The sequence below is a fragment of the Micromonospora sp. PLK6-60 genome (assembly GCF_019890675.1).
Taxonomy (GTDB): domain Bacteria; phylum Actinomycetota; class Actinomycetes; order Mycobacteriales; family Micromonosporaceae; genus Micromonospora.
This window is the reverse complement of record NZ_JAIOAA010000014.1, coordinates 25,344-49,874: the sequence shown is the minus strand read 5'-3', so window position 1 is coordinate 49,874 and position 24,531 is coordinate 25,344. Positions and strand designations below refer to the sequence as shown.

The following is a 24,531-nucleotide window of genomic DNA, read 5'->3' as shown; positions in this document are numbered from 1 at the left end:
ACGAATCACGTGAGGGCATGGACGAGCGCTTTTGGGAGGATAGGTCCCGGTCTCGACTGGCCGCGTGATTCGTTTACGACATCAAGTTCGTAGCCTGCGGTGAGGACACCCCTGGCGCCGGTAGCACCGCGGCGGCGGCAGGTCGGCAACCGGCTGCCGGGAGCGGCGGCTCCAAAATGTCGCTCTAGGGTTCGGGCATGTCGCACCTCCGATCCACCGGTGCCCCCGGCCGGCACCGTTCACGAGGCCCCGTCGCCCTGGGGCGCCGCGGGCTGATCGGTCAGGGGATCGGCCACTCGTGCACGGGGCGGTTGCTGTGCATCAGCTCCACGTAGTGGCGGACCACCTGGCGCAGCGCCTCCGGCCGGTCCAGGTGGTCGGCCGACTCCAGCCGGTGCAGCGTCGCCACCTGCCAGGTCGCGCCGTTGCGCCCGGTCAGGCAGCGCTGCTCGATGATGCCGAGCAGCCGGTCCCGCTCACCCGGGTCCAGGCCCGCCCGGTCCAGCCCCTGGTATGCCAGCGGCAGCAGCCGGCGCAGCACCAGCTCGGTGGCCGGCAGGTAGCCCAGCCCCGGCCAGTACACCTGGGCGTCGATGCCGTGCCGGGCGCAGCTGTGGAAGTTTTCCTCGGCCGCGCTGAACGACATCTGCGACCACAGTGGCCGGTCGGATTCGGCCAGCGCCCGGACCAGTCCGAAGTAGAACGCGCCGTTGGCGACGGTGTCCAACACGGTCGGCCCGGCGGGCAGCACCCGGTTCTCCACCCGCAGGTGCGGGCGGCCCTTCAACACGTCGTAGACGGGCCGGTTCCACCGGTAGACGGTGCCATTGTGCAGCCGCAGCTCGGCGAGCTTCGGCACCCCGCCCTCGGCGAGGGCGGTGGCCGGGTCCTCCGGGTCGCAGACCGGCAGCAGGGCGGGGAAGTAGCGGACGTTCTCCTCGAACAGGTCGAACACGCTGGTGATCCAGCGTTCCCCGAACCACACCCGCGGGCGTACCCCCTGGGCCTTGATCTCCTCGGACCTGGTGTCGGTGGCCTGCTCGAACAGCGGCACCCGGGTCTCGCGCCACAGCTCCCGGCCGAAGAACAGCGGTGAGTTCGCCCCCAACGCCACCTGGATGCCGGCGATGGCCTGGGCGGCGTTCCAGTAGTCGGCGAACTGGTCCGGGCTGACCTGCAGGTGGAACTGGGTGCTGGTGCAGGCCGCCTCCGGGGTGATGGTGTCCGCGGTGGTGCCGAGTCGCTCCACCCCACTGATCGCGATCCGCAGGTCCTCGCCACGGGCGGCGAAGATCTGCTCGTTGAGCAGGGCGTAGCGCGGGTTCGCCGACAGCGTCTCGGCGGTCAGGTGCTCCGGCCGGAGGGTGGGCAGGATGCCGATCATCACCATGTGCGCGCCGACCGTGCGGGCCTTCTCCTCGGCGGCGTTGAGGCTGGCCCGGACGTGCTGCTCGAACTCAGCGGTGCCGGTGCCGGCCAGCCGGCGGGGCGCCACGTTGATCTCGACGTTGAACTGGCCCAGCTCGGTCTGGAAGGCCGGGTCGGCAATCGCGGCCAGCACGTCGGCGTTGCGCATCGCCGGCATCGAGTCGTCGTCGACCAAGTTCAGCTCGATCTCCAGGCCGGTCATCGGCCGCTGCACGTCGAACCGGGACTCGCGCAGCATCTCGGCGAAGACGTCGAGGCAGCGGCGGACCTTCTCGCGGTAGCGGGCCCGATCCTCCCGACTGAAGGTGCGTACGCCGACGTCCTCGCCCATGGTCACCACCCTGTCACCGTTGGTCCCCCTAACCTCGCATGGCTCGGCGGGCGGGGGATAGACCCGAATACCTCTTTACCCACCCGCCGTCGCGTCGCACCTACCCGGCGTGGTGACCGTGACGGCGGTCGCGTCGCCGCCTGCGCCGCGGCCGGCCCGGCGAGGCTGGCTAGCATGGGCGGCATGCGCGAGAAGATCACCCGGCTGTTCGTCGTCGCCGCGATCGCCGAGGCGTGCTCCTGGCTAGCCCTGCTGGTGGGGATGGCGGTCAAGTACGGGCCGCCGGCCGACGAGACCGGGGTGCAGATCTTCGGCCCGATCCACGGCGGGCTCTTCGTGGCGTACGGCGTCCTGGTGCTGGCGGTGGCCCGGCTGCACCGGTGGAGCCTGCCGGTGACCGCGGTCGCCCTGGCCTGTGCCGTGCCGCCGTTCGCCACCCTGTTGTTCGAGCGCTGGGCCCGGCGCCGCGGCCTGCTGCGTCCGACTCCCGTGCAGCCGCGCACGCCCACCCCGGTCGGCTGACCACCGGGCTTGCGTCGGCCGCCGGGCCGGCCCCGGCCGCCGGACCGACCGACCAGATCGAGCGTGATACCTCAGAGTAATTTTGATGACTCTGAGGTATCACGCTCAATCGCAGACCACCGCCGGTCCGCCCCGCCTTCCCGTGGCCCGGACCCGCCGGATCGCCCGCTTGCCAACACGCACCCGCAGCCGTAACGCGGCGATGATCAGCCGGTCAGCATCGACCAGCCGGCCAGCGCGGCGATCAGCAGCGCGCCGAAGACGGCCTGGAGCAGCAGCGGCGGGCCCAGGTGCGACCAGAGGGTGGGCACCCGCGGGGTGAGCAACTGCCCGGTGGTCAGGTTGACGATCCGTTCGATCCGCGGCGGCAGGTCGGCGTCCCGCTGCGGGCGCAGGGTGATCTGCACGTGGTCCGCCGGGTGCAGGGCGCTCTGCGGCAGGTGGCCGTGCAGCTCCACCTCGCAGAGCCGGCCCGCGCCGTCGCGCAGGCGCACCGGGGTGACCAGGAACTCCGGCCCCTTCTTCAGGTCCTTGAAGCTGCGCCGGGCCGCGCCACCGCCGCTGGACAGCACCGCCCGCACCAGCCGGAGCAGCAGCCCCGCCAGCCCGGCGGCGGTCAGCACCGCCACCAGCACCGGTTGTCCCACCCGCACCTCGCGGGGGTAGCCGTCGAGCAGGCGGACCACCCGGGCGGTGATGATCCGTTCCGTGGGGCGGACCACACGCGGGTATTGCAGGTCAGTATCCATCGGTCACCACCGAGAGTCCCGTTCCGTTCACAGATGGTATCGGCTCCGCGGGTTGAACGACGTGAATGAATCGTGGTCACGGGGCGCGGGCCCGCCAGGTGACAAGCGCAGCGGCGCGGGTATGCGGGGGGCCGAGCCGGAAAGGGGTCGAGCATGCAGCTGTCCTTCCTGCGCCCGCTCTACGACCGTCCCGGGCCGTGGTGCTCGGTCTACCTGGACGCCTCCCGGGACACCCAGGACGCGCGCCCGGCGCTGGACCTGCGCTGGCGGGCCCTCAGCGGGCAACTCGCCGACCAGGGCGCCGACGAGCCGACCATCGCCGCGCTGGACCGGGTGGTACGCGGCCACGACCCGATGCCCGGCGACTACGGCCTGGCCGCCTTCGCCAGCCACGGCCGGCTGGTGCTCTCCGAGTACCTCTCCGCCCCGCCGCTGCGCGACCTGGCCGCGGTCTCCCCGCTGCCGCACGTCATGCCCCTGCTCGCCCAGCGCGGCGAACAGGTCTCCTGGGTGCGGGTGCTGGCCGACCGCACCGGCGCGGACGCGGTGGCGGTCAGCGCCGGCGGCGTCCCGCGTCGGGCCCACGTCAAGGGGCGGGAGAGCCACCAGCTGCACCAGGTCAAACCCGGCGGCTGGTCCCAGTCCCGCTACCAGCGGGCGGCGATGGAGGCGTGGCACCACAACGCCGGCGACGTGGCGGCGGCCACCGCCGAGCTGGCCGAGCGGGTCGGCGCCGACGTGGTGGTGCTGGCCGGCGACATCCGGGCCACCGGCATGGTCGCCGCCCAACTGCCCGAGCGGTGGCAGGACGTGGTGGTCCGCACCGACGCCGGCTCGCGTACCGGGGGCGCCGATCCGGAGGCCATGGACGACCTGACCGTGCAGACCATCGCCGAGGTCGCCGAGCAGCGGATCACCGAGGCGCTGGACCGCTTCGGCATGCAGGAGGACGTCGGCGCCGGACTCGACGCGGTGGTCGACGCCCTGCGCCGCAACCAGGTCGACACCATGCTGCTGGTCGACGACCCGTCCGCGGACGGCCGGCTGTGGATCGGCCCGGAGCCGACCGACATCGCCACCGACCCGCGCCGGCTGGTCGGCACCTCGGCCACCGAACGGCAGCAGGTCCGCGCCGACGCCGCCCTGGTCCGGGCGCTGGTCGGCACGCACGCCGAGCTGGCCGTGCTGGGCCCGGACGAGGCCCCGGACCTCACCGACGGGGTGGGCGCCGTGCTGCGCTACGTCGACGTCGGCACCCCCGGGCGGTTCGTCCATGGCTGAGCGGACCGTCGTCGACCTGGTGGTGGAACGGCTGCGCGCCTGGGGGGTGCCCCGCGCGTTCGGCTGCCCCGGTGCGGCGATCGCCCCGCTCGTCGACGCGCTGGACCACGCCGGCGGCGACCCGGCGTTCGTGCCGGCCCGGCACGAGGAGACCGCCGCCTTCATGGCCGCCGGGCACGCCAAGTTCACCGGCGGCATCGGCGTCTGCCTGGCCACCCAGGGCCCCAGCGCGGTGCACCTGCTCAACGGCCTGTACGACGCCAAGCTGGACAGCAAGCCGGTGGTGGCGATCGTCGGCGAGGACGTGACCGGGCCGCTCGGCAACGCGCACCAGGAGATCGGGCTGAGCCGGCTCTTCGGCGACGTGTGCAACCAGTTCGTCCGCTACGGGCGGTCGCCGGAACAGGTCGCGCCGCTGCTCGACCAGGCGTTCCAGACCGCCGCGGCGACCCGCAGCCCGACCTGCGTGGTGCTGCCCCGCGCGTTGCAGGTCGCGCCGGTCGCCGACCGGTACCCGCAGCACGGGCGCCTGGTGACCGCCACCCCGGGCGCCCCGCTGGCCCGGGTGCTGCCGCACGACGCCGACCTGGACGCCGCCGCCGCGCTGCTCGACACCGGCCGCCGGCTGGCGATCCTGGTCGGCCAGGGCGGGCGGGACGCGGGCGCGGAGATCGTCGCGTTGGCCGACCGGCTGGGCGCCGGGGTGGCCACCTCGCTGCTCGGCAAGCCGGTGCTCGACGAGCGGCTGCCGTTCCACACCGGGGTGCTCGGCGAGGTCGGCACCGCGGCCAGCGCCCAGCTGATGGGGGGCTGCGACACCCTGCTGATGGTGGGCACCACCGAGCCGTGGACGGAGTACCTGCCGATGCCGGGCCAGACCCGGACGGTGCAGATCGACATCGACGGGCGGCGGATCGGCAGCCACTACCCGGTCGACGTGGCACTGGTCGGCGACGCCGCCGAAACGCTGCGGGCGCTGCTGAACCGGGTGTCGGAACGGCGCAGCCCGCAGTGGCGGGCCACCGTCGAGGCGGCGGTGGACCGGTGGCACGCGGAGGCCGAAGAGCGGGCCGCCGCGCCCGCCGAGCCGGTGAACCCGCAACTGGTGCTGCGCGAACTGTCGGCCCGGGCGCCGCGCACCGGCGCGGTCGCCGTGGACGTCGGCTCGGTGCTCTACTGGTACGCCCGTCACCTGGCGCTGCCGCCGGGGGTCAACGCGCAGCTCTGCGGCACGCTCGGCTCGACCGGCTGCGCCCTGCCGTACGCGGTGGCGGCCAAGCTGGCCCGCCCGGACCAGCCGGTGCTCGCGCTGGTCGGGGACGGGGCGATGCAGCTCAACGGGCTGGCGGAACTGATCACGGTGGCCCACCACTGGCCGGAGTGGGCCGACCCGCGGCTGGTGGTGCTGGTGCTCAACAACCGCGACCAGTCCGGGGTGGGCGGCGGCCGGACGTTCCCCACCAGCACGGCCGACCGCCGGCCCGACGTCCCGTACGCGGGCTGGGCCCGGCTGCTCGGCCTGCACGGCGTCCGGGTGGACCGGCCGGACCTGGTCGGGGCGGCGTGGGACGAGGTGCTCGCCGCCGACCGGCCCAGCGTGCTGGAGGCGGTGGTGGACGCCCGGGTGCCGCTGGCCCCGCCGGAACCGGCCTTCGCGGACCTGCGCGGCGTCTTCGCCGCCGGTGACGCCGCGCGCCGGGTCCGCGACCGGGTGCTGGAGACCGCGATGGCCGTGGAGGCGGAGGACATCCGCTGACGTCCCCGGTCGGCGGGCATCCGCCGCCGCGCAGCGAATGATCCCGACCGACGGCAGATGCCCGTTTAGACCCGTTCGGGGCGGGAAGCCGGGCCGCGTGGTGAGCGAACGAGGCAGGGTGGGCCCGGTGCCCGAGACGCACCGGGACGTGGTGGCGGCGGGCGCCGGGCTGGCCGGCGACCGGGTGGTCGCCGTGGGCAGCACCGCGCGGATCCTGGTGGCCGCGGCGGCCCGGGCCCTGCGCGGCGCGGACTGCGCCGACCTGGGCGCCCCCGGGGCGGTCTCCCGCTTCCCGGGCGCGCCCGACCCGGTACGCCGGGCCGCCGCCGCCCGGGCCGTCACCCGGGTCGCGCTCACCCCCGCACAGGCGGCGGAGGTGGACGCCGCCCGGGTCGCCGACTGGCTGGTCGGGCAGTACCCGCGGCGTCGCTACCCGGGGGTGCTGATCGGCTCGCCGCACGGCGCCGCCGCCCACCTGGCCGTGGCGCTGGACATGCCCTGGCTGCCCGCCTCGTTCGAGATGACGGTGCACTGGACCGGCGGGGCGGTGGACCGGCCGGCGGCCGCCCTGGACCACGGCGCCGCCCTCGCCGCCCGCCTGCTGGCCGGCAACCCGGACGTGCACGTACGCCAGGTGCACTGCCCGGCCAGCCGGGGGTCGCTCGCCGGGGCCACCGTGTCGCTGGCGGTGCGCTGGCGGACGCTGCCGGCGGCGTACCGGCGGTTCCTCGCCGACCGGCTGCACCCGGGGGCGGCGGTGCTGCTGCTGCGCGACGCCCGCACCTGGCCGGTACGCGACGAGGGGGCCGGGCACAGCTTCCAGGTCGGTTCGCCGGCCAGCGGGCTGGAGCCGGTCGACTTCCACCCCGACTCGCGCGCCCTGCGCCAGGTGCTCCGGGCCGCCGGCGGGGCCCGTGCCCACTGGGCGCCGCCGGAGGTCAGCGCGCCCCGGGAGCCCGCCGAGGCGGGCGTCGACGGCGGGTTCGCCGACAGCGTGGCGGTCTGGGCCGGCCGGCGCGGCCACCCGTTGCACCGGGTGCTGGTCCCGCAGCCGGAGGCGCTCAGCGCGGCCACCGCCGACCTGTACCGCGGCTGGCTGCGCCGCAGCGGCAAGACCGGCGACCGGTTGGTGGTGGAGTGCGGCCGGCTGCTCGACCCGTGGCAGGTGGTGCGGGCGGGGCTGGTGCCGTACTGGTGCGAGAACGCGACCCGGCGACGGGTGGAGGGGGTGGAGTGGTGGCTCGCCGGCAGCGAGCCGTTCAGCTCGGTGGACGTACTCCCGGAACCGCCCGGGGTCCGCTCGCCGGCCCTGGCCGGGCTGCCGCAGTGGCTGGCGGTGGCCGCGTTCGGCCGCCGGCGCCGCGCCCTGGACCGGGGTTCGGCCCGCGGCTACCCGGTGGCCTCCGTGCCCACCAGCCGGGCCACCGAGGTGCTGCGCAACCAGCCGTACGACCTGCCGGTGCCGCCGCCGCTGCCGGTGGCCGACGCGTTGCGGGCGTTGCGGGACGCCGGGGACGCGCACGGCCTGCTGGTGCGCTGAACCGCCAGACCGGCCGGCTCGGCCGACCGGCTCGGCCCGGTACAGCCGAAACATCCTCGCGAACCCGGGGTCGCGTGATTGAGTACCTACGGAGCGGGAACACCGCTCGCTGCGACGGCCTGATCACGCCGTGTGGCGTGCGGTCGCCCGCTCGCAGGCATCCAGTCACGTAACCCCACTTCCGTCCCGGTGCGTGGGTCGACCACGCGTAGGACCGGTTTCCCGATCCGGGCGGGGACCTTCCCGAGGGAGGCGCGGATGTACGGACAGACCAGCACGACGACCCCGCCGGCCACCGAACGCGGCCTGGAGGACCTGGACGCGGCGGCGCTGGCGTACGCGGCCCGCATCGCGGGGCTGCCGCCCGAGCGGCGGCAGGAGGCGCGCGACGATCTGGTCCGGTTCGCGCTGCCCTTCGCCGGCCGGCTGGCCCGCCGCTACCGGGGCCGTGGCGAACCGCTGGAGGATCTGGAACAGGTGGCCCGACTGGGCCTGGTGAACGCCGTCGACCGGTACGACCCGGAACGGGGCTCGTTCACCGCGTACGCCGCGATCACCATCGTGGGCGAGATCAAACGGCACTTCCGGGACCGGACCTGGGGGGTGCACGTGCCGCGCCGGCTGCGCGACCTGATCCTCGAGGTGGGGCAGGCCACCTCGGCGCTGACCAGCGAGCTGTCCCGGGCGCCCAGCGTGGCCGAACTGGCCGAGCGGTTGGAGACCCCGGAGGAGGAGATCCTGGCGGCGCTGGAGTCGGCGGCCGGCTACAGCCCGGCCTCGCTCAACGCGCCGGTCGGTGGCGAGAGCTCCGCCGAGTTCGGCGACCTCGTCGGCGAGTCGGACAACGCGCTGGAGTCGGTGGACGACCGGGTCACCGTCAGCGGACTGCTGCACCGGCTGCCCTGGCGGGAGCGGCGGATCCTCGCCATGCGTTTCTACGGCAACCAGACCCAGGCGGAGATCGCCGCCCGGTTCGGCATCTCCCAGATGCACGTCTCGCGGCTGCTGTCCCGGGCGCTGACCTGGCTGCGCCAGGCGATGCTCGCCGACGCGCCGCCGCCCTGGCAAAACGGCGCGGCCGAGTCCGAGCCGGCGAAGTCGAAGATCTCGGTCCGGCAGAACGGCGACCGGGTGGTGGTCGAGGTGGGCGGCGAGATCGACCGCGACGGCGCCGACCAGCTGCGCAGGGCCATGCTGGAGGCGGTCACCGGCCAGCCCCGCGAGGTGGTGGTGGACCTGGTGGGCGCCGGCGGCTTCGACGCGGGTGGGATCGCCGCCCTGATGGCCGGCCGGGACGCCGCCGCCCGCACCGGCGTGCCGCTGCGGCTGACCCGGGTCCAGCCCGGGGTACGCCGCTCGCTCACCGCCGCCGGCCTCTCCGCCACCGCCGACGCCTGACGGTGCCCCACCGACCCCGACCGGGCCTGGCCCTGGGCTTGGGCTGGGCTTGGGCTTGGGCTTGGGCTTGGGCTGGGCTTGGGCTTGGGCTTGGGCTTGGGCTTGGGCTTGGGCTGGGCTTGGGCTTGGGCTTGGGCTTGGGCCAGCGTGTCCGGCCGCGGGCGTGACGGCGCGGACCTCGGCGTGATGCGGCATGTTGGGGTGTGCGGCGGGCCTGGTGGCCCGGTGTGCGGCATGTTGGGGTGTCCGGCGGGCGTGGTGGGCCCGGTGTGCGGCATGTCGGGGGTGTCCGGCGGGGCGTGGTGGCCCGGCGTGGTGGCCCGGTGTGCGGGATGTTGGGGCATGCGGCGGGCGTGGTAGCGCGGTATGCGGCGTGTCGGGGTGTGCGGCGGGACATGGTGGCCCGGTAGGCGGGGTGTTGGGGTTTCCGGCGGGCGCGACCTCGGCGGGTTCGCCGACGGTCGGGCACACGGTCCGGCCGGCGTGTCGCCGGCTGGCAGCCGAGGTGTCTTCCGCACGCTACCAACTTGATGTCGTAAACGAATCGCCATCCAGGATGGACGAACGAGCGCCCCTGCTCAGGGCGGTGAGGCCGACCTGACACAAGCCGCTTTGATTCGTTTACGACATCAAGTTGGTAGTGCGCCGAACTCGGTCCCGCTGGCCCCGCCCGCGCGTTCGAGAGACCTGGTCGGGGGCTGGCTGCTCGGTGCGCGGCGCCCTGACGGCGCCGTCCCGCGGGCAGTAGTTGTTCTCCGAGACGTGGCAACACGGCCGGTGCCGCCGCCGGGGTGGCCGCCCGGACGCGACGTGCTCCGCCGGGTGGCTGGCCCCGGCCCGACGTGCTCCGCCGGGTGGTTGGCCCTGTCCGCCGTGCACCGCCGGGTGGGCCCAGCCCGCCGTGCGGCTGGCCCGGCACGCCGTGCGCCGCCGTGCGGCTGGCCCGGCACGCCGTGCGCCGCCGGGTGGCTGGCCCGGCGCGGCGTGCGCCGCCCGCCGGTGCGCGCCTGTGTGGTCGGGATGGCCCGCGTGGCCGGACGCCCCGCGCGGCCAGGGCGGCCGGTGGGTGATGGCACGGCGGCCGGTGCGGCCGGTGGTGGCGTCCGCGCGGCAGGGCCGGGCGGCTGGCGGGTCAGTGGTCCGGGGTGTCGCCCTTGCTGTGCGGGTGGCGCCACCGCTCGTTCTCCTGCGGGGCGCGATCGGCGCCGAGTGCGCCCGCCTCGGGCTCGTCGGTCTGCTCGAAGCTGGGCCGGCGGATCTCCTCCGGCTCGGGCACCTCCACCGGCCGGGCGCCGGACTGGGGCGCCGGGTGGAAGGCCACCGCCTCCCGGGCGCCGTGCGCGCCCTCGGCGGCCGGGGACTCCAGGGGGTGCGGCTCGCGGTGCAGCTCCTCGCGGAACTCCTGCGGTGGCCGGGTGGTGCGCTGGGGGAGGTCGCGGCCGAGGTCGGAGACGAGTGAGCCGTACTTGGCGTCGAAGGCGGGCCGCTCGGAGCGGATCCGGGGCATCCGGTCGAAGTTGCGCAGCGGCGGCGGGCAGGTGGTGGCCCACTCCAGGGAGTTGCCGAAGCCCCAGGGATCGTCCACGGTGACCGCGGCGCCGTACCGCCAGGACTTCCAGACGTTGTACATGAAGAACAGGGTGGAGGCGCCGAGGATGAACGAGCCGATGGTGGAGATCTCGTTCAGCCCGGTGAAGCCGTCACTCGGCAGGTAGTCGGCGTACCGGCGGGGCATGCCCTCGGCGCCCAGCCAGTGCTGCACCAGGAACGTCATGTGGAAGCCCACGAACATGGTCCAGAAGTGCGCCTTGCCGAGCCGTTCGTCGAGCAGCCGGCCGGTCATCTTGGGGAACCAGAAATAGACCCCGGAGAAGGCCGCGAACACGATGGTGCCGAACAGTACGTAATGGAAGTGGGCCACCACGAAATAGGAGTCGGTGACCTGGAAGTCCACCGGCGGGCTGGCCAGCAGCACGCCGGTGAGGCCGCCGAGCAGGAAGGTCACCAGGAAGCCCACGGCGAACAGCATCGGTGTCTCGAAGGTGAGCTGCCCCTTCCACATGGTGCCGATCCAGTTGAAGAACTTCACCCCGGTCGGCACCGCGATCAGATAGCTGAGGAAGCTGAAGAACGGCAGCAGCACCTGGCCGGTGCCGAACATGTGGTGCGCCCAGACGCTCATCGACAGGATGGTGATCGCGATGGTGGCCAGCACCAGGCCGGTGTAGCCGAAGATCGGCTTGCGCGAGAAGACCGGGATGACCTCGGTGATGATGCCGAAGAACGGCAGCGCCACGATGTACACCTCGGGATGGCCGAAGAACCAGAACAGGTGCTGCCAGAGCATCGGCCCGCCGGTCGTCGGGTCGTACACGTGGGCGTTCAGCAGGCGGTCCGCGGCGAGCGCGAACAGCGCGGCGGCCAGCAGCGGGAAGACCAGGATCACCAGCACGCTGGTGAGCAGCAGGTTCCAGGTGAAGATCGGCATCCGGAACATGGTCATGCCGGGGGCGCGCAGGGTCAGGATCGTGGTGATCATGTTGACCGCGCCGAGGATGGTGCCCAGACCGGAGATGGCCAGGCCCACGATCCACATGTTCCCGCCGACGCCGGGGCTGTGCTGGGCGTCGCTCAGCGGGGTGTACGCGAACCAGCCGAAGTCGGCGGCCCCGCCGGGGGCGACGAAGCCGCCCAGCACGATCGACCCGCCGAATAGGTACAGCCAGTACGCGAAGGCGTTCAGCCGCGGGAACGACACGTCGGGCGCGCCGATCTGCAGCGGCACGATGTAGTTGCCGAAGGCGAACACCAGCGGGGTGGCGAAGAGCAGCAGCATGATCGTGCCGTGCATGGTGAACGCCTGGTTGTACTGCTCGGGGGAGAGGAACTGCATCCCCGGCCGGGCCAACTCGGCGCGCAGCAGCAGCGCCAGCACCCCGCCGATCAGGAAGAACACGAACGACGTGGCGAGGTAGAGCAGGCCGATCTCCTTGGCGTCCGTGGTGCCGAGGAGCCGGAGGAGCTTGTTGCCCGGCAGCGCCGGACGCACCGGTCCCGGATAGCCACCGAACCGGGCCGGGGCCAGTACGGCCGGCCCCCGGTCGCGGGCCGGCTCCGTGACTACCCGTTTGGGCATGACTCTCACCCCGTCGTGACGGCGGAAAGGACGGGCGTGGCTACCCTGCCCCGTCACCCATCAAACCAGGCGAGAGCGGAAAATTCGGTCAGTTCGCCGGTAGCATCGCCCAGACGACCTTGCCGCCGGCCGCCGGGGAGCTGCCCCACCCGCGGGTGAGCTCCCGCACCAGCAGCAGGCCCCGGCCGCCCTCCGCCAGCGGATCACCGCTGCCGCAGCGGGCCGCCTCCCGGCTGCCGTCGAAGACCGCCACGTGCAGGTACGGCCGGCGCAGCGTCATGGTCACCCGCATCGGCGTGCCGGCGTGCCGGACCACGTTGCCGACCAGTTCGCTGAGCACCACCGAGGCGGGGCCGACCGCCTCGGGCAGGTTCCACCGGGCGCAGGCGTCGCTGACCAGCTCCCGGGCCCGCCGGCAGGCGCCCGCCACCGGGTCCAGCCGGGCCCGCAGCCGGGGCGCCGCGGCGCCGGCCGCCGCCCGGGTCGCGGCGTCGCAGTCGGGGCGCACCGGCACCACCCGGCACGCGGCCGACTCGGCCAGCAGGGCCGCCGCCTCCGGCGGCGCGGAGCAGAGCACCATCGGCACCCCCGGCCAGCTGGCAGCCTGCCGGGCCGCGGCCACGAAGACCGACAGCGCGAGCGGATCCTCCACCCGGACGGCGGAAAGGTCGACCACCAGCGCGTCCGGCTGCTCGGTCAGGCAGCGGTCCAGCACCCCGTGCACCGGCCGGATCGTCCCGGTGTCCAGCCCGCCGGCGATGCGGACGACGGTGACCGGTCCCTCGTCCTCGACCAGGCACCTGATCCGGCTCGGCATGGAGTCCTCGATTCCGTCGCGTCGGTGGCCTGCGAACTACCCGACGGACGGGGGCACGAAACCGTGACGGCACCGCTCAGCGGTGACGGTCGCCACGCGCGGTGAGCACACCGAGACCGATCATGCCGAGGCCCAGCAGCAGGTGCAGCCAGTTGTCGGCGGGATTGACCGGAATGAAGTTGGCGCCGGTCGAGCGGTCCACCACCAGCCCGTAGAGCCAGAGCACCAGATAGATCGCCCCGCCGCCGACGAGGAACGCGCGGGCGCCGGGCGCCGTCCGGGACATCGCCAGGCCGGCCACCCCGAACCCCAGGTGTACGAGGTTGTGCAGCACCGAGACCTGGAAGACCCCGAACAGCTCGGCACCCGACGCGTGCCCGGCGACGTGCAGGTCGCCGAAGTTCGTGGTGATCCCCGGCACGAAGCCCAGCACCCCGATGACCAGGAAGATCACGCCCACCGTGGCGGCGGCCCGGCGTACGGGCGGGTGCCCGTCGGCCGGACCCCGGCGCGCCCGCGCGTGTGCCATCGCTCCGCTCACCGCACCCTCCTCCCGTGCCGGGACCGGTGGGTTCCCGGCCCGGGAGGGGACAAACGGTCAGGCCGGCTGGAGCTGGCGGCGCTGCGGGGCGGCGGCGAGCCGGCGGACCTGCTCGTACAGCTCGACGTACCGCTGCGCCATCACCGCCGGGGTGAACCGGGCGGCGGCCTCCCGCCGGCACTCCGCCGGGTCGAGCAGGCCGGCGGCCAGCACCAGCTCGCCCAACTCCTCCTCGTCGGTGGTGAGCAGGCCGGTCCGGCCGGGCTCGATCAGCTCCGGCAGGCAGCCGCGGGAGGTGGCGACCACCGGCGTACCCAGGGCCAGCGACTCGACCACGGCGGTGCCGCCGGGCTCCTCCCAGCGCAGCGGGAACAGCGACGCCCGCGCGGAGGCCAGCAGGTCGTCGCGCTCCTGGCCGGCGACCGTGCCGACCCAGCGGACCAGGTCGCCGTCGAGGTGCGGGGCGACGTGATCGTGGAAGAACCGGACGTCCGGGTTCTGCCGCGCCTCGTCGCCCGCCGCGGCCAGGTCCTCCGGCCGGTGGTACGGCCCGACCGGGCCGGCCAGCACCAGCGGGAAGCCGACCTGGCGGGCCAGCCGGGCGCCGAGGTCCTGCCCCTTGCCCGGGTTGATCCGGCCCAGGATGACGGTGTGGTCACCCTTGGTCACCGTCGGCCGGCGGTCGGCCCCCACCGCGAGCGGGGTGGACAGGTGCACGTGCCCCACCGAGTGGTCGCGCAGCGCCTGCGGGGCGCGGGCCAGTTGGGAGGCGGAGACGCCGTTGACCCGGACCCGGTCGCCGCCGTCGAGGTTGCCGTACAGCTCGGGGTGCTTGGCCAGGTCCCAGTGCAGGGTGTGCAGCACCGGCGGGCCGGCCGGGCCCATCGCGGCCAGGGTGGCCAGCCCGACCGCCTCCACGTGGTCGTGCACCAGGTCGATGTCGTCGCGGGAGTGCCAGGCGCGGGCCACCCCGCCCAGGTGCGCCTGCGCGACGCCGCAGACCTGGTTGTACGGGCGTTGCAGGGCGTGGAACTGGCCGTCCGGGAAGACCGAGATCTTCTCGTCGACCGGCAGGGTGCTCGACTCCACCGAGGCCAGCACCACCCGGATCCCGAGCCGGCGCAGCTCCGGCACCAGGGTGGCGATGACGTTCTCGATGCCGCCGTAGCCCGGCGGGGGCACGGAGAGCCAGGGACCGGCGTTCATCAGGACCGTGAGACTCATCGTGCGGGATTCCTTCCGTCGGCGCGGGCGCCCGCGGGCGTACGCGCTTCGCCACCGACCGGCCGGTGCGGCCGGGTGTCGCTGTGTGCTGCGGCCGGTCCGGCGGACCGGACCCTCACGCGGCCGCCAACGGGCGGCGGGGCACCCGGTGGCGCAGTTGCGCCAGCGGTGGCCGCTCCTGCACGGAGACGTCGCTCACCACGATCTCCCGCTCCAGGTTGGGCAGTGCCTCCGAACCGCCGCGGCGGAACTGGGTGAGCAGCGGCGCGGGGGAACTGCCCGGGCTGGCCCAGCCACGACGTTGCAGCCGCGCCCAGACGGTGTGCAGGATCTGCGCGGACATCCGGCCCAGCGCGGCGGTGTCCTGGTGCCGGTGCTTGCGCTCACCGAGGTCCACCTGAGCCAGGGCGTCCAGCCCGACCAGCTCCAGCAGGTCGATCAGCATGGCCGTCTCCACGCCGTAGCCGGAGACGAACGGCACCCGGGCCAGCACGTCACGACGGCCGGCGTACTCGCCGGCCAGGGGCTGCACGAATCCGGCCAGCTCCGGCCAGAAGAGGTTGAGCAGCGGCCGGGCCATCAACTCGGTCACCCGCCCGCCGCCGTCGGGCTCCACGCTGGACTGGCCCACCAGCGGCCGGTGGTAGAAGCCCTTGACGAAGTCGACCGACGGGTCGGTCAGCAGGGGGCCGAGCAGGCCGGTGACGAAGTGCGGCCGGAACTCGCGCAGGTCGGCGTCGACGAACGCGACCACGTCGCCCTCGGCGGCGGCCAGCCCCGCCCACAGCGCGTCGCCCTTGCCGGTCAGCTGGGGCAGGCCGCGGGTCATCGCGTCCTGGCTGACCACCTCGGCGCCGGCGGCGCGGGCCACCTGCGCGGTACGGTCGGTGGAGCGGGAGTCGACGACGATCAGCTCGTCGACCAGCGGAACCCGGTCCACCAGGTGCTCCCGGATGGTGGACACGATGGCGCCGACCGTCGCCTCCTCGTTGCGCGCCGGCAGCACCACACTGACCCTGGTGTCGCCTTTGGCCCGGACCAGCCGTCGGGCCGGCCACTCGGTGGCCGAGGTCGTCCGGTACGTGGCCCATGCCTCCACCACCGGTGACACGGTCGATTCTGTTTCCCGCACAGGCACCCCCAGATAGTGGCGGAAACGCGGAACTGGATTTCCCAATCGCGACCCCGCGCTAACCGGATCATCGCTATCAGACTGATCACGAAGATCACCCGTACCGGTTCCCGGGACATGAACGTCTGATTGCACGCGCGCTGCGGGTTTGGCGCGCCGCCGGCCCGGGGAGAGCTTGCGCGGAACGTGAAACCGCGGTGGAGAGGTCGGTGGCGGATGCGCACATGCCGGGTGGGACTGGTGGGGGCCGGCGGGGTGGCGCAACGCCACGCCCGGGTGTTGAGCCAGTTCGCCGACGTCGAACTGGTCGGGGTGACCGACGTGACCCGCGACGCGGCCGAGGCGCTGGCCGCCACCCACGGCGGCCGGTCCTTCGGCGACGTGGACGAGCTGCTCGCGGCCGGGCTCGACGCGGTGTACGTGTGTGTGCCGCCGTTCGCGCACGGTCCGGTCGAGGAGGCGGTCATCGCCGCCGGGGTGCCGATGTTCGTGGAAAAGCCGGTCGCGGTCGACCTGGACACCGCCGAGCGGATCGGCGCGCTGGTCGAGCAGCGGGGGCTGCTCACCGCCGTCGGGCACCACTGGCGCTACCTGCACGTGGTGGAGCAGGCCCGGGAGCTGCTGGCCGACCGTCCGGTGCGGATGGTCAACGGCGCCTGGCTGGACAAGGTGCCGCCGGTGGCCTGGTGGGCGGTCCGGGACCGCTCCGGCGGCCCGGTGGTGGAGCAGGCCGCGCACGTGCTCGACCTGGTCCGGGTGCTGGCCGGCGAGGTGGTCGAGGTGACCGCGTACGGCGACGGCTCACCGCCGCCGGTGGCCGGGGCGGACATCGACTCGGTGACCGCGGCGACCCTGCGGTTCGCCGGTGGCGCGGTGGGCACGCTGGCCGCCGCCTGCGTGCTGACCTGGAAGCACCGCGCCGGGCTGGAGATCCTCGCCGACGGGCTGGCCCTGTCGCTGGCCGAGGACGGCCTGACCGTCACCGACGCCGACGGCGAGCGGCACCTGCCCGCCGACCCGGACGGCGCCCGGGTGGCCGTCGACCGGGCCTTCGTGGACGCCGTGCGGGGCGTCGGCGAGGACGTGCGCGTCCCGTACGCCGAGGCGCTGCGTACCCAGCGGCTCGCCCTCGCCGTCGCGGACAGCGCGCGGACCGGCCGCCCGGTCGCCCTGCCCACCGGCCCGGCCGCGCTGGCGGGGGTGACCGTCGATGCGTGACCGGGTGGTGGCGGTCAGCGGCCCGGGCCGGGTCGAGCTGGTCGAGCAGGACGTCCCCGCGCTGCCCGAGGGGGGCTTCCGGGTGGAGACGCTGTTCAGCGGGGTCTCCGCCGGCACCGAGCTGAGCTTCGTCAAGGGCACCAACCCCTACCTCAACGTCACCTGGAACGCGGCTCTCGGGCTCTTCCAGCCGGGGGAGGCGAGCACGCCGTACCCGGTCACCCGGCTGGGTTACATGCAGGTGGGCCGGGTGGTGGAGAGCCGCACCCCGGCGGTCGCCGTGGGCGCCGTGGGCGCGATGACCTACGGCCACCGCAGCGGCTACGTCGCCGACCCGCTGGCCGAGCGCTTCGTGCCGCTGCCGGACGACCTGGACCCGATGCTCGGGGTGTACGTCGCGCACATGGGGCCGATCTGCGCCAACGGCGTGCTGCACGCCGCCGCAGACCTCTGCGGCACCGACGTGCGCTCGCTGGGCGACGGGGTGCGGGGCCGGCGGGTCGCGGTCGTCGGCAGCGGCGTGGTCGCCCTGCTCACCGCCCTGTTCGCCAAGCGGCACGGCGCCGCCTCGGTGGTGGTGCTGGACCCGACGCCGCAGCGGCGGGCGGTGGCCGAGGCGCTCGGCCTGGAGACCCTCGACCCGGACGCCGACGACCCGGCGGTGGTGCTGAAGACCCGGTGGCACCACGCCGCCGGCGACCGCGGCGCCGACGTGGTGTTCCAGTGCCGCGGCCAGGCCTGGGCGCTGCACCTGGCGCTGCGCCTGCTGCGCCCCCAGGGCACCGTGATCGACCTGGCCTTCTACCAGGCCGGCGCGGACGCGGTCCGGTTCGGCGAGGAGTTCCACCACAACGGGCTGTCGCTGCGCTGCGCGCAGATCGGCCGGGTGCCGCGCGGGCTCGCCCCGGTGTGGGACCGGGAGCGGCTCTCTGCCGAGACGATCGAGCTGCTGCGCCAGTACGGCGACCAGATCCGCAAGCATCTGGTGACCGCGGTGGAGCCGCTCGCCGAGGCCCCCCGGGTGCTGACCGACCTGGCCGAGCGGCGCCGCTCCGAGCTCCAGGTGATCTTCACCGGCTGACCGGGCGATCGGCGCGAAGGGTGGCTCGGCGGGACAAGTCGGCCGACCCGGGACGGCCGGACCACGAAACCCGGCGCGGTTCGCGTACCGTTGCGGCTCATGGGTGTGTCGCAACGGATGAAGACCAGGTTCCGGCGGTTCCTCCAGCGCCCGGGGACGACGGTCGACCTGGCCCCGCTGGAGAAGCTGCTGCCGCGCATCGCCGCGCGCGAGGAGGAGCTGGAGAAGCTCTCCGACGCCGAGTTGACCGAGGCCGCCGGCGCCGCCGAGGGCTACGCGGAGCTCTGCGCCGTCGGCCGGGAGGCGGCCCGTCGCGGGCTCGACCAGCGCCCGTACGACGTCCAGCTGCTGGGCGCGATGGCGTTGCTCGCCGGCAAGGTCGCCGAGATGGCTACCGGTGAGGGCAAGACGCTCACCGCCACCATCGCCGCGTACGGCCACGTGCGGATGGGCAACGGGCCGGTGCACGTGCTCACCGTCAACGACTACCTGGCCCGCCGCGACGCCCAGTGGATGGAGCCGGTCTACACCCTGCTCGGGCTCACCGTTGGCTGGGTCAACGAGGCCTCCACCCCCGAGGAGCGCAAGGCCGCGTACGCCTGCGACGTCACCTACATCTCGGTAAGCGAGGCCGGTTTCGACTACCTGCGCGGCCAGCTGGTCACCGACCTCGCCGACCGGGTGCAGCCGCCGTTGCGCACGGCCATCGTCGACGAGGCCGACTCGATCCTGATCGACGAGGCCCGGGTGCCGATGGTCCTGGCCGGCGCGGTCCCCGGCGAGCAGGACCCGGTGCACACCGCCGCCGCCCTGGTCCGTGGCCTGCGCAAGGGCAAGCACTACACGGTCGCCGAGGACGGCCGCAGCGTGGCCTTCACCAGTGACGGCCTGGCCGCGGTCGAGGCGAAGCTCGGCGGGATCGACCTCTACGACGAGGAGCACGTGGGCCAGCTCTCCGCGGTCAACGTGGCGCTGCACGCGCACGCCCTGCTGCACCGGGACGTGGACTACATCGTCCGGGACGACTCGGTCGAGCTGATCGACGAGATGCGCGGCCGGGTGGCCCAGCGCCGGCGCTGGCCGGACGGCCTGCAGGCCGCCGTGGAGGCCAAGGAGGGGCTCGACGCCACCGCCGAGGGCGAGGTGCTCGGCACCATCGCCGTGCAGGCGTTCGTCGGGCTCTACCCGACGGTGTGCGGGATGACCGCGACCGCGGTGCTGGTCGGCGACCAGCTGCGCGAGTTCTTCGGCCTCGAGGTGGCGGTGATCCCGCCGAACACCCCGTGCGTCCGGGAGGACGAGCCGGACCGGATCTACGCCACCCGGGCCGAGAAGGACGAGGCGCTGGTCGACGAGATCCGGCGCAACCACGAGCGCGGCCGTCCGGTGCTGGTCGGCACCCTGGACGTCAAGGAGTCCGAGGGGCTGGCCGCCGGGCTCCAGGCCGCCGGGGTGCCCTGCGCGGTCCTCAACGCCAAGAACGACGACGAGGAGGCGGCGATCATCGCCGAGGCCGGCGCGTACGGCGCGGTCACCGTCTCCACCCAGATGGCCGGTCGGGGCGTCGACATCCGCCTCGGCGGCAGCGACCAGGCCGACCGGGACCGGGTGGCGGAGCTGGGCGGCCTCTACGTGATCGGCAGCGGCCGGCACGACAGCCGCCGGGTCGACGACCAGCTCCGCGGCCGGGCCGGCCGGCAGGGCGACCCGGGCGGGTCGGTCTTCTTCGTCAGCCTGGAGGACGACCTGGTCGTCCGGCACGCCGGCGACACCGTCCCGCCGTCGCCCCGGATGAACGCCGACGGCCTGGTCACCGACCCGCAGGTGGACTACGCGGTCGAGCACGCCCAGCGGGTCGCCGAGGGCGTCAACCACGAGATCCACCGCAACACCTGGCGCTACAGCGTGGTCATCGAGCAGCAGCGCAAGGCCCTGGCCGAGCGTCGGGAGCGGCTGCTGACCAGTGACGTGGCCGGGGTGATGCTGCTGGAGCGGGTGCCGGAGAAGGCCGGCGAGATGGACGAGGACCTGCTCGCCGACGTGGCCCGCACGATCGCCCTCTACCACCTGGACCGGCTCTGGGCCGAGCACCTGGCCGAGCTGTCCGAGGTGCGCGAGGGCGTGCACCTGCGGGCGCTGGGCCGGCTCGACCCGCTGGACGAGTTCCACCGGGCCGCGGTGCCCGCGTTCACCGCCCTGGTGCCGGAGATCGAGGCCCGGACCATCGCCACCTTCGAGGAGACCGAGTTCGACGACGGCTGGGAGCCGGACGCGTCGAAGCTGGTCCGGCCGAGCGCCACCTGGACGTACCTGGTGCACGACAACCCGTTCGGCTCGGAGCTGGACCGGCTGATCGCCTCGGTGGGGCGCCGGTTGAGCGGCGCCCGCTGACGTACCCGGGGGTCCCCGCCGGCGCCGACCGCGCCGGAGGGGACCCCTTTGCGCGGTTTCGATCCTGGTTTGCGAGGGTAGTAGCCCGGGGCTCACGAATCGGGAGAGAGTACGAGACGATGACACAGGCAACGGCGCCGGTGGCAGATCTTTCGGGGGCCGGGGTCCGGTGAACCTGGACACGCAGGACCCGATGAACGACACCCTCGGCGTGCTGGAGACGGCCGCCCTGCTGCGGGAGTTGACCGCGGGGCTGATCGCGGTCGACGACTTCGACCGGGCCCTGGCCGAGCTGGTCCGGATCGTCCGGGACGCCGTGCCCGGGGCGACCTGGTGCGGGTTCACCGCGCTGCGCGCCGGCGAACCGGCCGGGGTGGCCGCCTCCGACGACCGGCTGGCCGAGCTGGACGACCTGCGCCACGGGCCGGACACGCCGGTGATGGCCGCCATCCGCCGCCGTGAGATGACCAGCTCGGAGGACCTGACCGCCGAGGAGCGCTGGCCGGTCTGGACGGCGCGGGCCCGGGCGCTCGGCGTACGCGGGGTGATCTCCGCGCCGGTCGACGTGGACGAGCAGGTGATCGGCGCCATCAACCTGTACGCCGACAGCACCGCCGCGCTGGCGCCCCGCCTCCAGCTCACCGCGATGCTGCTCGCCGAGCACGCGGGGCTGCTGCTGGCCGCGGTCCGGGACCGGGCGCGGCAGGCCGCCGAGGCCGGCGAGCGGGACGCGTCGCTGCTGGGCGAGGGCGTGGTCGGGCAGGCGATCGGGGTGATCATGACGCAGCGGGGCTGCCCGGCGCCGGAGGCCCTGGAGGTGTTGCGCAGCGCCGCCTCCTCGTTGGACATCCCGCTGCGCGAGGTGGCCGAGCGGCTGGTGCGCACGGTGTCCCGGTCCCGGGAGGGCTGAGCCGAGATCGTTTCGCCCCGGTGGCGCCCGGGTAGCACCCTGGACTGGTGAACCGCGTGGACCAGGGAGGAAACCGATGGAGAGCCGACTGCGGGTGCAGGGGCACCCCATCCAACCGATGCTGGTGACGTTCCCGTACGGGCTGTTCGCCTGCGCCACCCTCTTCGATCTCGCCCACGTGGTCGGCGGGCCGGCCTTCCTGGGCGAGGTGGGCTACTGGACCGCGATCGCCGCGCTGGTCGCCGCCGGGCTGGCCGCGGTCGCCGGCATGATCGACCTGTGGGACGTGCGGGCCGGCCGGACCCGCCGCACCGCGGTCACCTTCAACCTGGTGAACACGGCGGTGGCCGGGCTGTTCCTGATCTCCTGCCTGATCCGCGCCGACTCGCCGCAGCGGGGCGCGTCGGGCGTCCTGCTCGTCGTCGAACTGCTCGCCCTGGCGGTGGGTGGCGTCGGCGTGGCGCTGGGCGCCCGGCTGATGCGCCAGTTCGACCGGCGGGAACCCAGTGTCGGCGCGCTGCGCGACCTCACCGGCCCGACCACCGAGATCATCCGCCGTCCGGGCCTGACCCGCGGCCGGGCCTGACCCGCGTCCGGCGCCCGGGAAACGCGTTGCCGGGGGACCGGCCGGGCGGGCAGGCTGCCGGGCGTGACCGATCAGCGCACCTTCGACACGTTGCTCGCCGAGGCCGACGCCGCGCCCGTCGACGGCTGGGGCTTCTCCTGGCTGACCGGGCGGGCCACCGAGGAGCGGCCACCCTGGGGGTACGCCCGGCTCATCGGCGCCCGGCTGGCCACCGCCGGGGCGGCGCTGGACATCGACACCGGCGGGGGAGAGGTGCTCGCCGAGGCGCCGACGCCGCCGCCCCTGCTGGTCGCCACCGAGGCGTGGCCGCCGAACGTCGCCGTGGCCCGCCGTACGTTGCGCCGGGTCGGCGGCCGGGTGGTCCGGGCGGACAGCGCGGCGCCGCTGCCGTTCCGGGACGCCACCTTCGACCTGGTGGTCAGCCGGCATCCGGTGGACACGGTGTGGTCCGAGGTGGCCCGGGTGCTCACCCCCGGCGGCAGCTACCTCTCCCAGCAGATCGGCCCCGGCACCATGCGCGAGCTGAGCGAGGCGATGATGGGCCCGCTGCCGCCCCCGGCGACCCGCCACCCGGAGCACGCGGTCGCCGCCGCCCGGGCCGCCGGCCTCACGGTGGTCGACCTGCGTACGGCGACGCTGCGGGCGGAGTTCCACGACGTCGGCGCGGTTGCCTGGTTCCTGCGCAAGGTGATCTGGACGGTGCCGGGGTTCACCGTCGGGGCGTACCGGGAGGCGCTGCGCCGGCTGCACGACCGGATCCGGGCCGATGGGCCGTTCGTGGCCCACGCCCGGCGCTTCCTCATCGAGGCCCGCCGCCCCTGACCGGGCCCGAGTGGGCGGTGGCGTGGTGGTCGGCGAGCACGTCGGCGCCGAAGTCGCTGGCCGGGCGGCGCAGCACGGTGTGCGCGTGGTTGCCGTCGTCGGTGGTGTTGTCGTACTCGATCAGCAGGTCGTCGCCCTGCACCCGGTAGTAGTGCCGCTGCCCCGGCCGGGTCGGCCCGGACCAGGCGAAGTGCAGCTCACCGCCGGCCAGCCGGCCCGCCTCCTGGGCGGCCAGCTCCGGCGGCAGCCGGTCCAGGTAGAGCGCGACGAGTTGGTCCAGCAGCGCCCGGCCGCCGGGGCCCAGCCGGCCGCGGGGCACGCCGAGCGGCTCCAGCCGGCCCGGCGCCACCGGCCGGGTGGCGCTGATGATGTCGGCCGGGGCCTCGTCGGCGACGACGGCCGCCGACCGGCCCGCCGGGCCGATCGCCTCCAGCAGCTCCCGGGCCAGGTCCTCCTCGGGCCCGAGCGGGCGGGAGACCGGGCGGCCGGCGTGCCGGACGGCGGCGGGGTTCGCGCCGAAGAAGATCGGCGCCGGGGAGACCTGATCGGCCACCACGGTCATGCTGACCGACAGGTGGTGGCCCTCGACCCGCCAGGCCCACCGGTCGTCGCGGGCCGGGTCGCCGAAGACGGCCACCCAGTAGTCGCCGCTGTGCCGTCCGCGCCGCCAGCCCTCGGCCCGGTCCAGCACCTCCTCCAGCCCGACGATCGCCATCGCCTGGGCGTACCCGGCCGGGCTCAGCGCGGTGGCGAGCAGCCGGTGGACGGCCTTGCGACCGGCGACGTCCAGGTCGGCCAGGCAGGCGCCCGGCCGGGGCCGGGGTCGGTACTCCAGCCAGCGGCGGGCCGCGTCGTCGTCGAAGTCGTGCCGGGCACGCCGCCGGGCCGGCTCGTCGAGCGTCGCCAGCAGCGTGGTCGCGGCGGCACGCATCTGCTCGGGTACGGGATCCTCCACCGCCCCTGTATACCTCGGGCGGCGTCCACCCCCGCTTCCAGGAGGTCACATCGCGCGGCGCGGTGCGGCGTGGGCGGCGCGGTGCGGCGTGGGCGGTGCGGTGCGGCGTGGGCGGTGGCGGCGCCTGCGGTGCGGCGTGGCGCGAGTGGGGGCGCCGCCCGGGTGTTCTGGGACGGGCGGGCGGAGTGGCGGAATCGTTGACCGCCGGTGATGTGCATCGGGACTATGCCGTCGCTCGCCGGGCGCCCGGAGGCAGGCCGCCCTCGTCGCCCGTCCGTGCCCCCGGCGGATATCGCCCCAGGCCGCACACCGTCGGGGTGGTCGGTCGGCAAGCTACCAACTTGATGTCGTAAACGAATCAGGGTGACAGCGGAATCCCGCCATCGGGGTGCTTCCCCCGGCGGGATGATTCGTTTACGACATCAAGTTTGTAGGCTGCTGGAGCACACCCCCGGGCCCCCGCGGATTGCCGGGCTCCACGTCGGCGAGGACCGCCGCGCCGCGCTTGTCATGCCACGCCGCGCGCCGCCGCACCGGGGAACACCGCGTCGCATCGGGCCCCGTAGCACCGGCCACCACCGACCGGTCCTGTAGCACCGGGCAATCCGCGTCGCACAGCGCCACGTCGCGTTGCCGGCTCGCGTCGCACTGCGCAGCGCCGGGTGGCGTAGCACTGCGCAGCGCCGGGCCGCGTCGCACTGCGCCGGGCCGCG

19 protein-coding genes are annotated in these 24,531 nt (G+C 74.5%); 11 read left to right on the top strand and 8 right to left on the bottom strand.

Annotation, left to right across the window (positions count from 1 at the left end; translation table 11 throughout):
• Positions 1-280: 280 nt before the first annotated feature.
• Entirely contained in the window at positions 281-1,759 is a 1,479-nt protein-coding gene (locus K7640_RS22785; RefSeq protein ID WP_222956926.1) for a glutamate-cysteine ligase family protein, read from the bottom strand.
• Between the two features lie 183 nt (positions 1,760-1,942).
• Here K7640_RS22785 and K7640_RS22780 point away from each other — a divergent pair, with 183 nt between their 5' ends.
• Positions 1,943-2,281: a DUF3817 domain-containing protein gene (locus tag K7640_RS22780; protein ID WP_222956925.1), complete on the top strand. Its 339-nt coding sequence runs from the start codon at positions 1,943-1,945 to the stop codon at positions 2,279-2,281.
• A gap of 206 nt (positions 2,282-2,487) precedes the next feature.
• Here the strand turns inward: K7640_RS22780 and K7640_RS22775 are convergent, their stop codons facing one another.
• On the bottom strand, positions 2,488-3,030 hold the full coding sequence (locus K7640_RS22775) for a hypothetical protein (RefSeq protein ID WP_222956924.1): 543 nt from the start codon (positions 3,028-3,030) through the stop codon (positions 2,488-2,490).
• Positions 3,031-3,183: 153 nt separating this feature from the next.
• Here K7640_RS22775 and K7640_RS22770 point away from each other — a divergent pair, with 153 nt between their 5' ends.
• The 4 genes from K7640_RS22770 to K7640_RS22755 all read left to right on the top strand — a co-directional run bounded on the left by K7640_RS22770 (position 3,184) and on the right by K7640_RS22755 (position 9,005).
• Complete coding sequence (locus K7640_RS22770; RefSeq protein ID WP_222956923.1) at positions 3,184-4,311, top strand: Vms1/Ankzf1 family peptidyl-tRNA hydrolase; 1,128 nt, start codon at positions 3,184-3,186, stop codon at positions 4,309-4,311.
• Positions 4,304-6,067: a thiamine pyrophosphate-binding protein gene (locus K7640_RS22765; protein ID WP_222956922.1), complete on the top strand. Its 1,764-nt coding sequence runs from the start codon at positions 4,304-4,306 to the stop codon at positions 6,065-6,067. The genes K7640_RS22770 and K7640_RS22765 overlap by 8 nt, the downstream gene beginning before the upstream one ends.
• 97 nt (positions 6,068-6,164) lie before the next feature.
• Positions 6,165-7,607 (top strand): hypothetical protein, encoded by a 1,443-nt coding sequence (locus tag K7640_RS22760; protein WP_374198112.1) that lies wholly within the window; start codon positions 6,165-6,167, stop codon positions 7,605-7,607.
• A 258-nt stretch (positions 7,608-7,865) separates the two neighbouring features.
• Entirely contained in the window at positions 7,866-9,005 is a 1,140-nt protein-coding gene (locus K7640_RS22755) for a SigB/SigF/SigG family RNA polymerase sigma factor (RefSeq protein WP_222956921.1), read from the top strand.
• 1,132 nt (positions 9,006-10,137) lie between these two features.
• Here the strand turns inward: K7640_RS22755 and ctaD are convergent.
• The 5 genes from ctaD to K7640_RS22730 form a co-directional block, all read right to left on the bottom strand.
• Complete coding sequence (gene ctaD / locus K7640_RS22750) at positions 10,138-12,141, bottom strand: cytochrome c oxidase subunit I (protein WP_222956920.1); 2,004 nt, start codon at positions 12,139-12,141, stop codon at positions 10,138-10,140.
• An 88-nt stretch (positions 12,142-12,229) separates the two neighbouring features.
• The gene (locus tag K7640_RS22745) at positions 12,230-12,958 is read right to left on the bottom strand and encodes an STAS domain-containing protein (RefSeq protein WP_222956919.1); all 729 of its coding nucleotides are present in this window, start codon (positions 12,956-12,958) and stop codon (positions 12,230-12,232) included.
• A 76-nt stretch (positions 12,959-13,034) separates the two neighbouring features.
• Positions 13,035-13,487 (bottom strand): DUF4383 domain-containing protein, encoded by a 453-nt coding sequence (locus tag K7640_RS22740; RefSeq protein ID WP_222957009.1) that lies wholly within the window; start codon positions 13,485-13,487, stop codon positions 13,035-13,037.
• Between the two features lie 69 nt (positions 13,488-13,556).
• Positions 13,557-14,723, bottom strand: coding sequence for a glycosyltransferase (locus K7640_RS22735; protein WP_222956918.1), 1,167 nt, complete (start codon positions 14,721-14,723; stop codon positions 13,557-13,559).
• Between the two features lie 115 nt (positions 14,724-14,838).
• A complete protein-coding gene (locus tag K7640_RS22730; protein WP_308042641.1) occupies positions 14,839-15,822 on the bottom strand; it encodes a glucosyl-3-phosphoglycerate synthase in 984 nt (327 codons plus the stop codon).
• Positions 15,823-16,071: 249 nt separating this feature from the next.
• Between K7640_RS22730 and K7640_RS22725 the strand changes: the two genes are divergently transcribed.
• The 6 genes from K7640_RS22725 to K7640_RS22700 all read left to right on the top strand — a co-directional run bounded on the left by K7640_RS22725 (position 16,072) and on the right by K7640_RS22700 (position 22,863).
• Entirely contained in the window at positions 16,072-17,073 is a 1,002-nt protein-coding gene (locus tag K7640_RS22725) for a Gfo/Idh/MocA family protein (RefSeq protein WP_222956917.1), read from the top strand.
• Complete coding sequence (locus tag K7640_RS22720) at positions 17,066-18,154, top strand: zinc-binding dehydrogenase (protein ID WP_222956916.1); 1,089 nt, start codon at positions 17,066-17,068, stop codon at positions 18,152-18,154. Before K7640_RS22725 ends, K7640_RS22720 begins: the two co-directional genes overlap by 8 nt.
• A 99-nt stretch (positions 18,155-18,253) precedes the next feature.
• Positions 18,254-20,545, top strand: coding sequence for an accessory Sec system translocase SecA2 (gene secA2 / locus K7640_RS22715; RefSeq protein ID WP_222956915.1), 2,292 nt, complete (start codon positions 18,254-18,256; stop codon positions 20,543-20,545).
• 193 nt (positions 20,546-20,738) lie between these two features.
• On the top strand, positions 20,739-21,455 hold the full coding sequence (locus tag K7640_RS22710; protein WP_255609774.1) for a GAF and ANTAR domain-containing protein: 717 nt from the start codon (positions 20,739-20,741) through the stop codon (positions 21,453-21,455).
• Positions 21,456-21,531: 76 nt separating this feature from the next.
• A complete protein-coding gene (locus K7640_RS22705) occupies positions 21,532-22,041 on the top strand; it encodes a DUF2231 domain-containing protein (protein WP_222956913.1) in 510 nt (169 codons plus the stop codon).
• Between the two features lie 63 nt (positions 22,042-22,104).
• Positions 22,105-22,863, top strand: coding sequence for a class I SAM-dependent methyltransferase (locus K7640_RS22700; protein ID WP_222956912.1), 759 nt, complete (start codon positions 22,105-22,107; stop codon positions 22,861-22,863).
• Here K7640_RS22700 and K7640_RS22695 read toward each other — a convergent pair.
• Positions 22,841-23,794 carry a DUF3500 domain-containing protein gene (locus K7640_RS22695; protein ID WP_255609787.1) on the bottom strand — a complete coding sequence of 318 codons (954 nt, stop codon included), beginning with the start codon at positions 23,792-23,794 and terminating at the stop codon, positions 22,841-22,843. The two genes, K7640_RS22700 and K7640_RS22695, sit on opposite strands and share 23 nt — an antisense overlap.
• Positions 23,795-24,531: the final 737 nt, after the last annotated feature.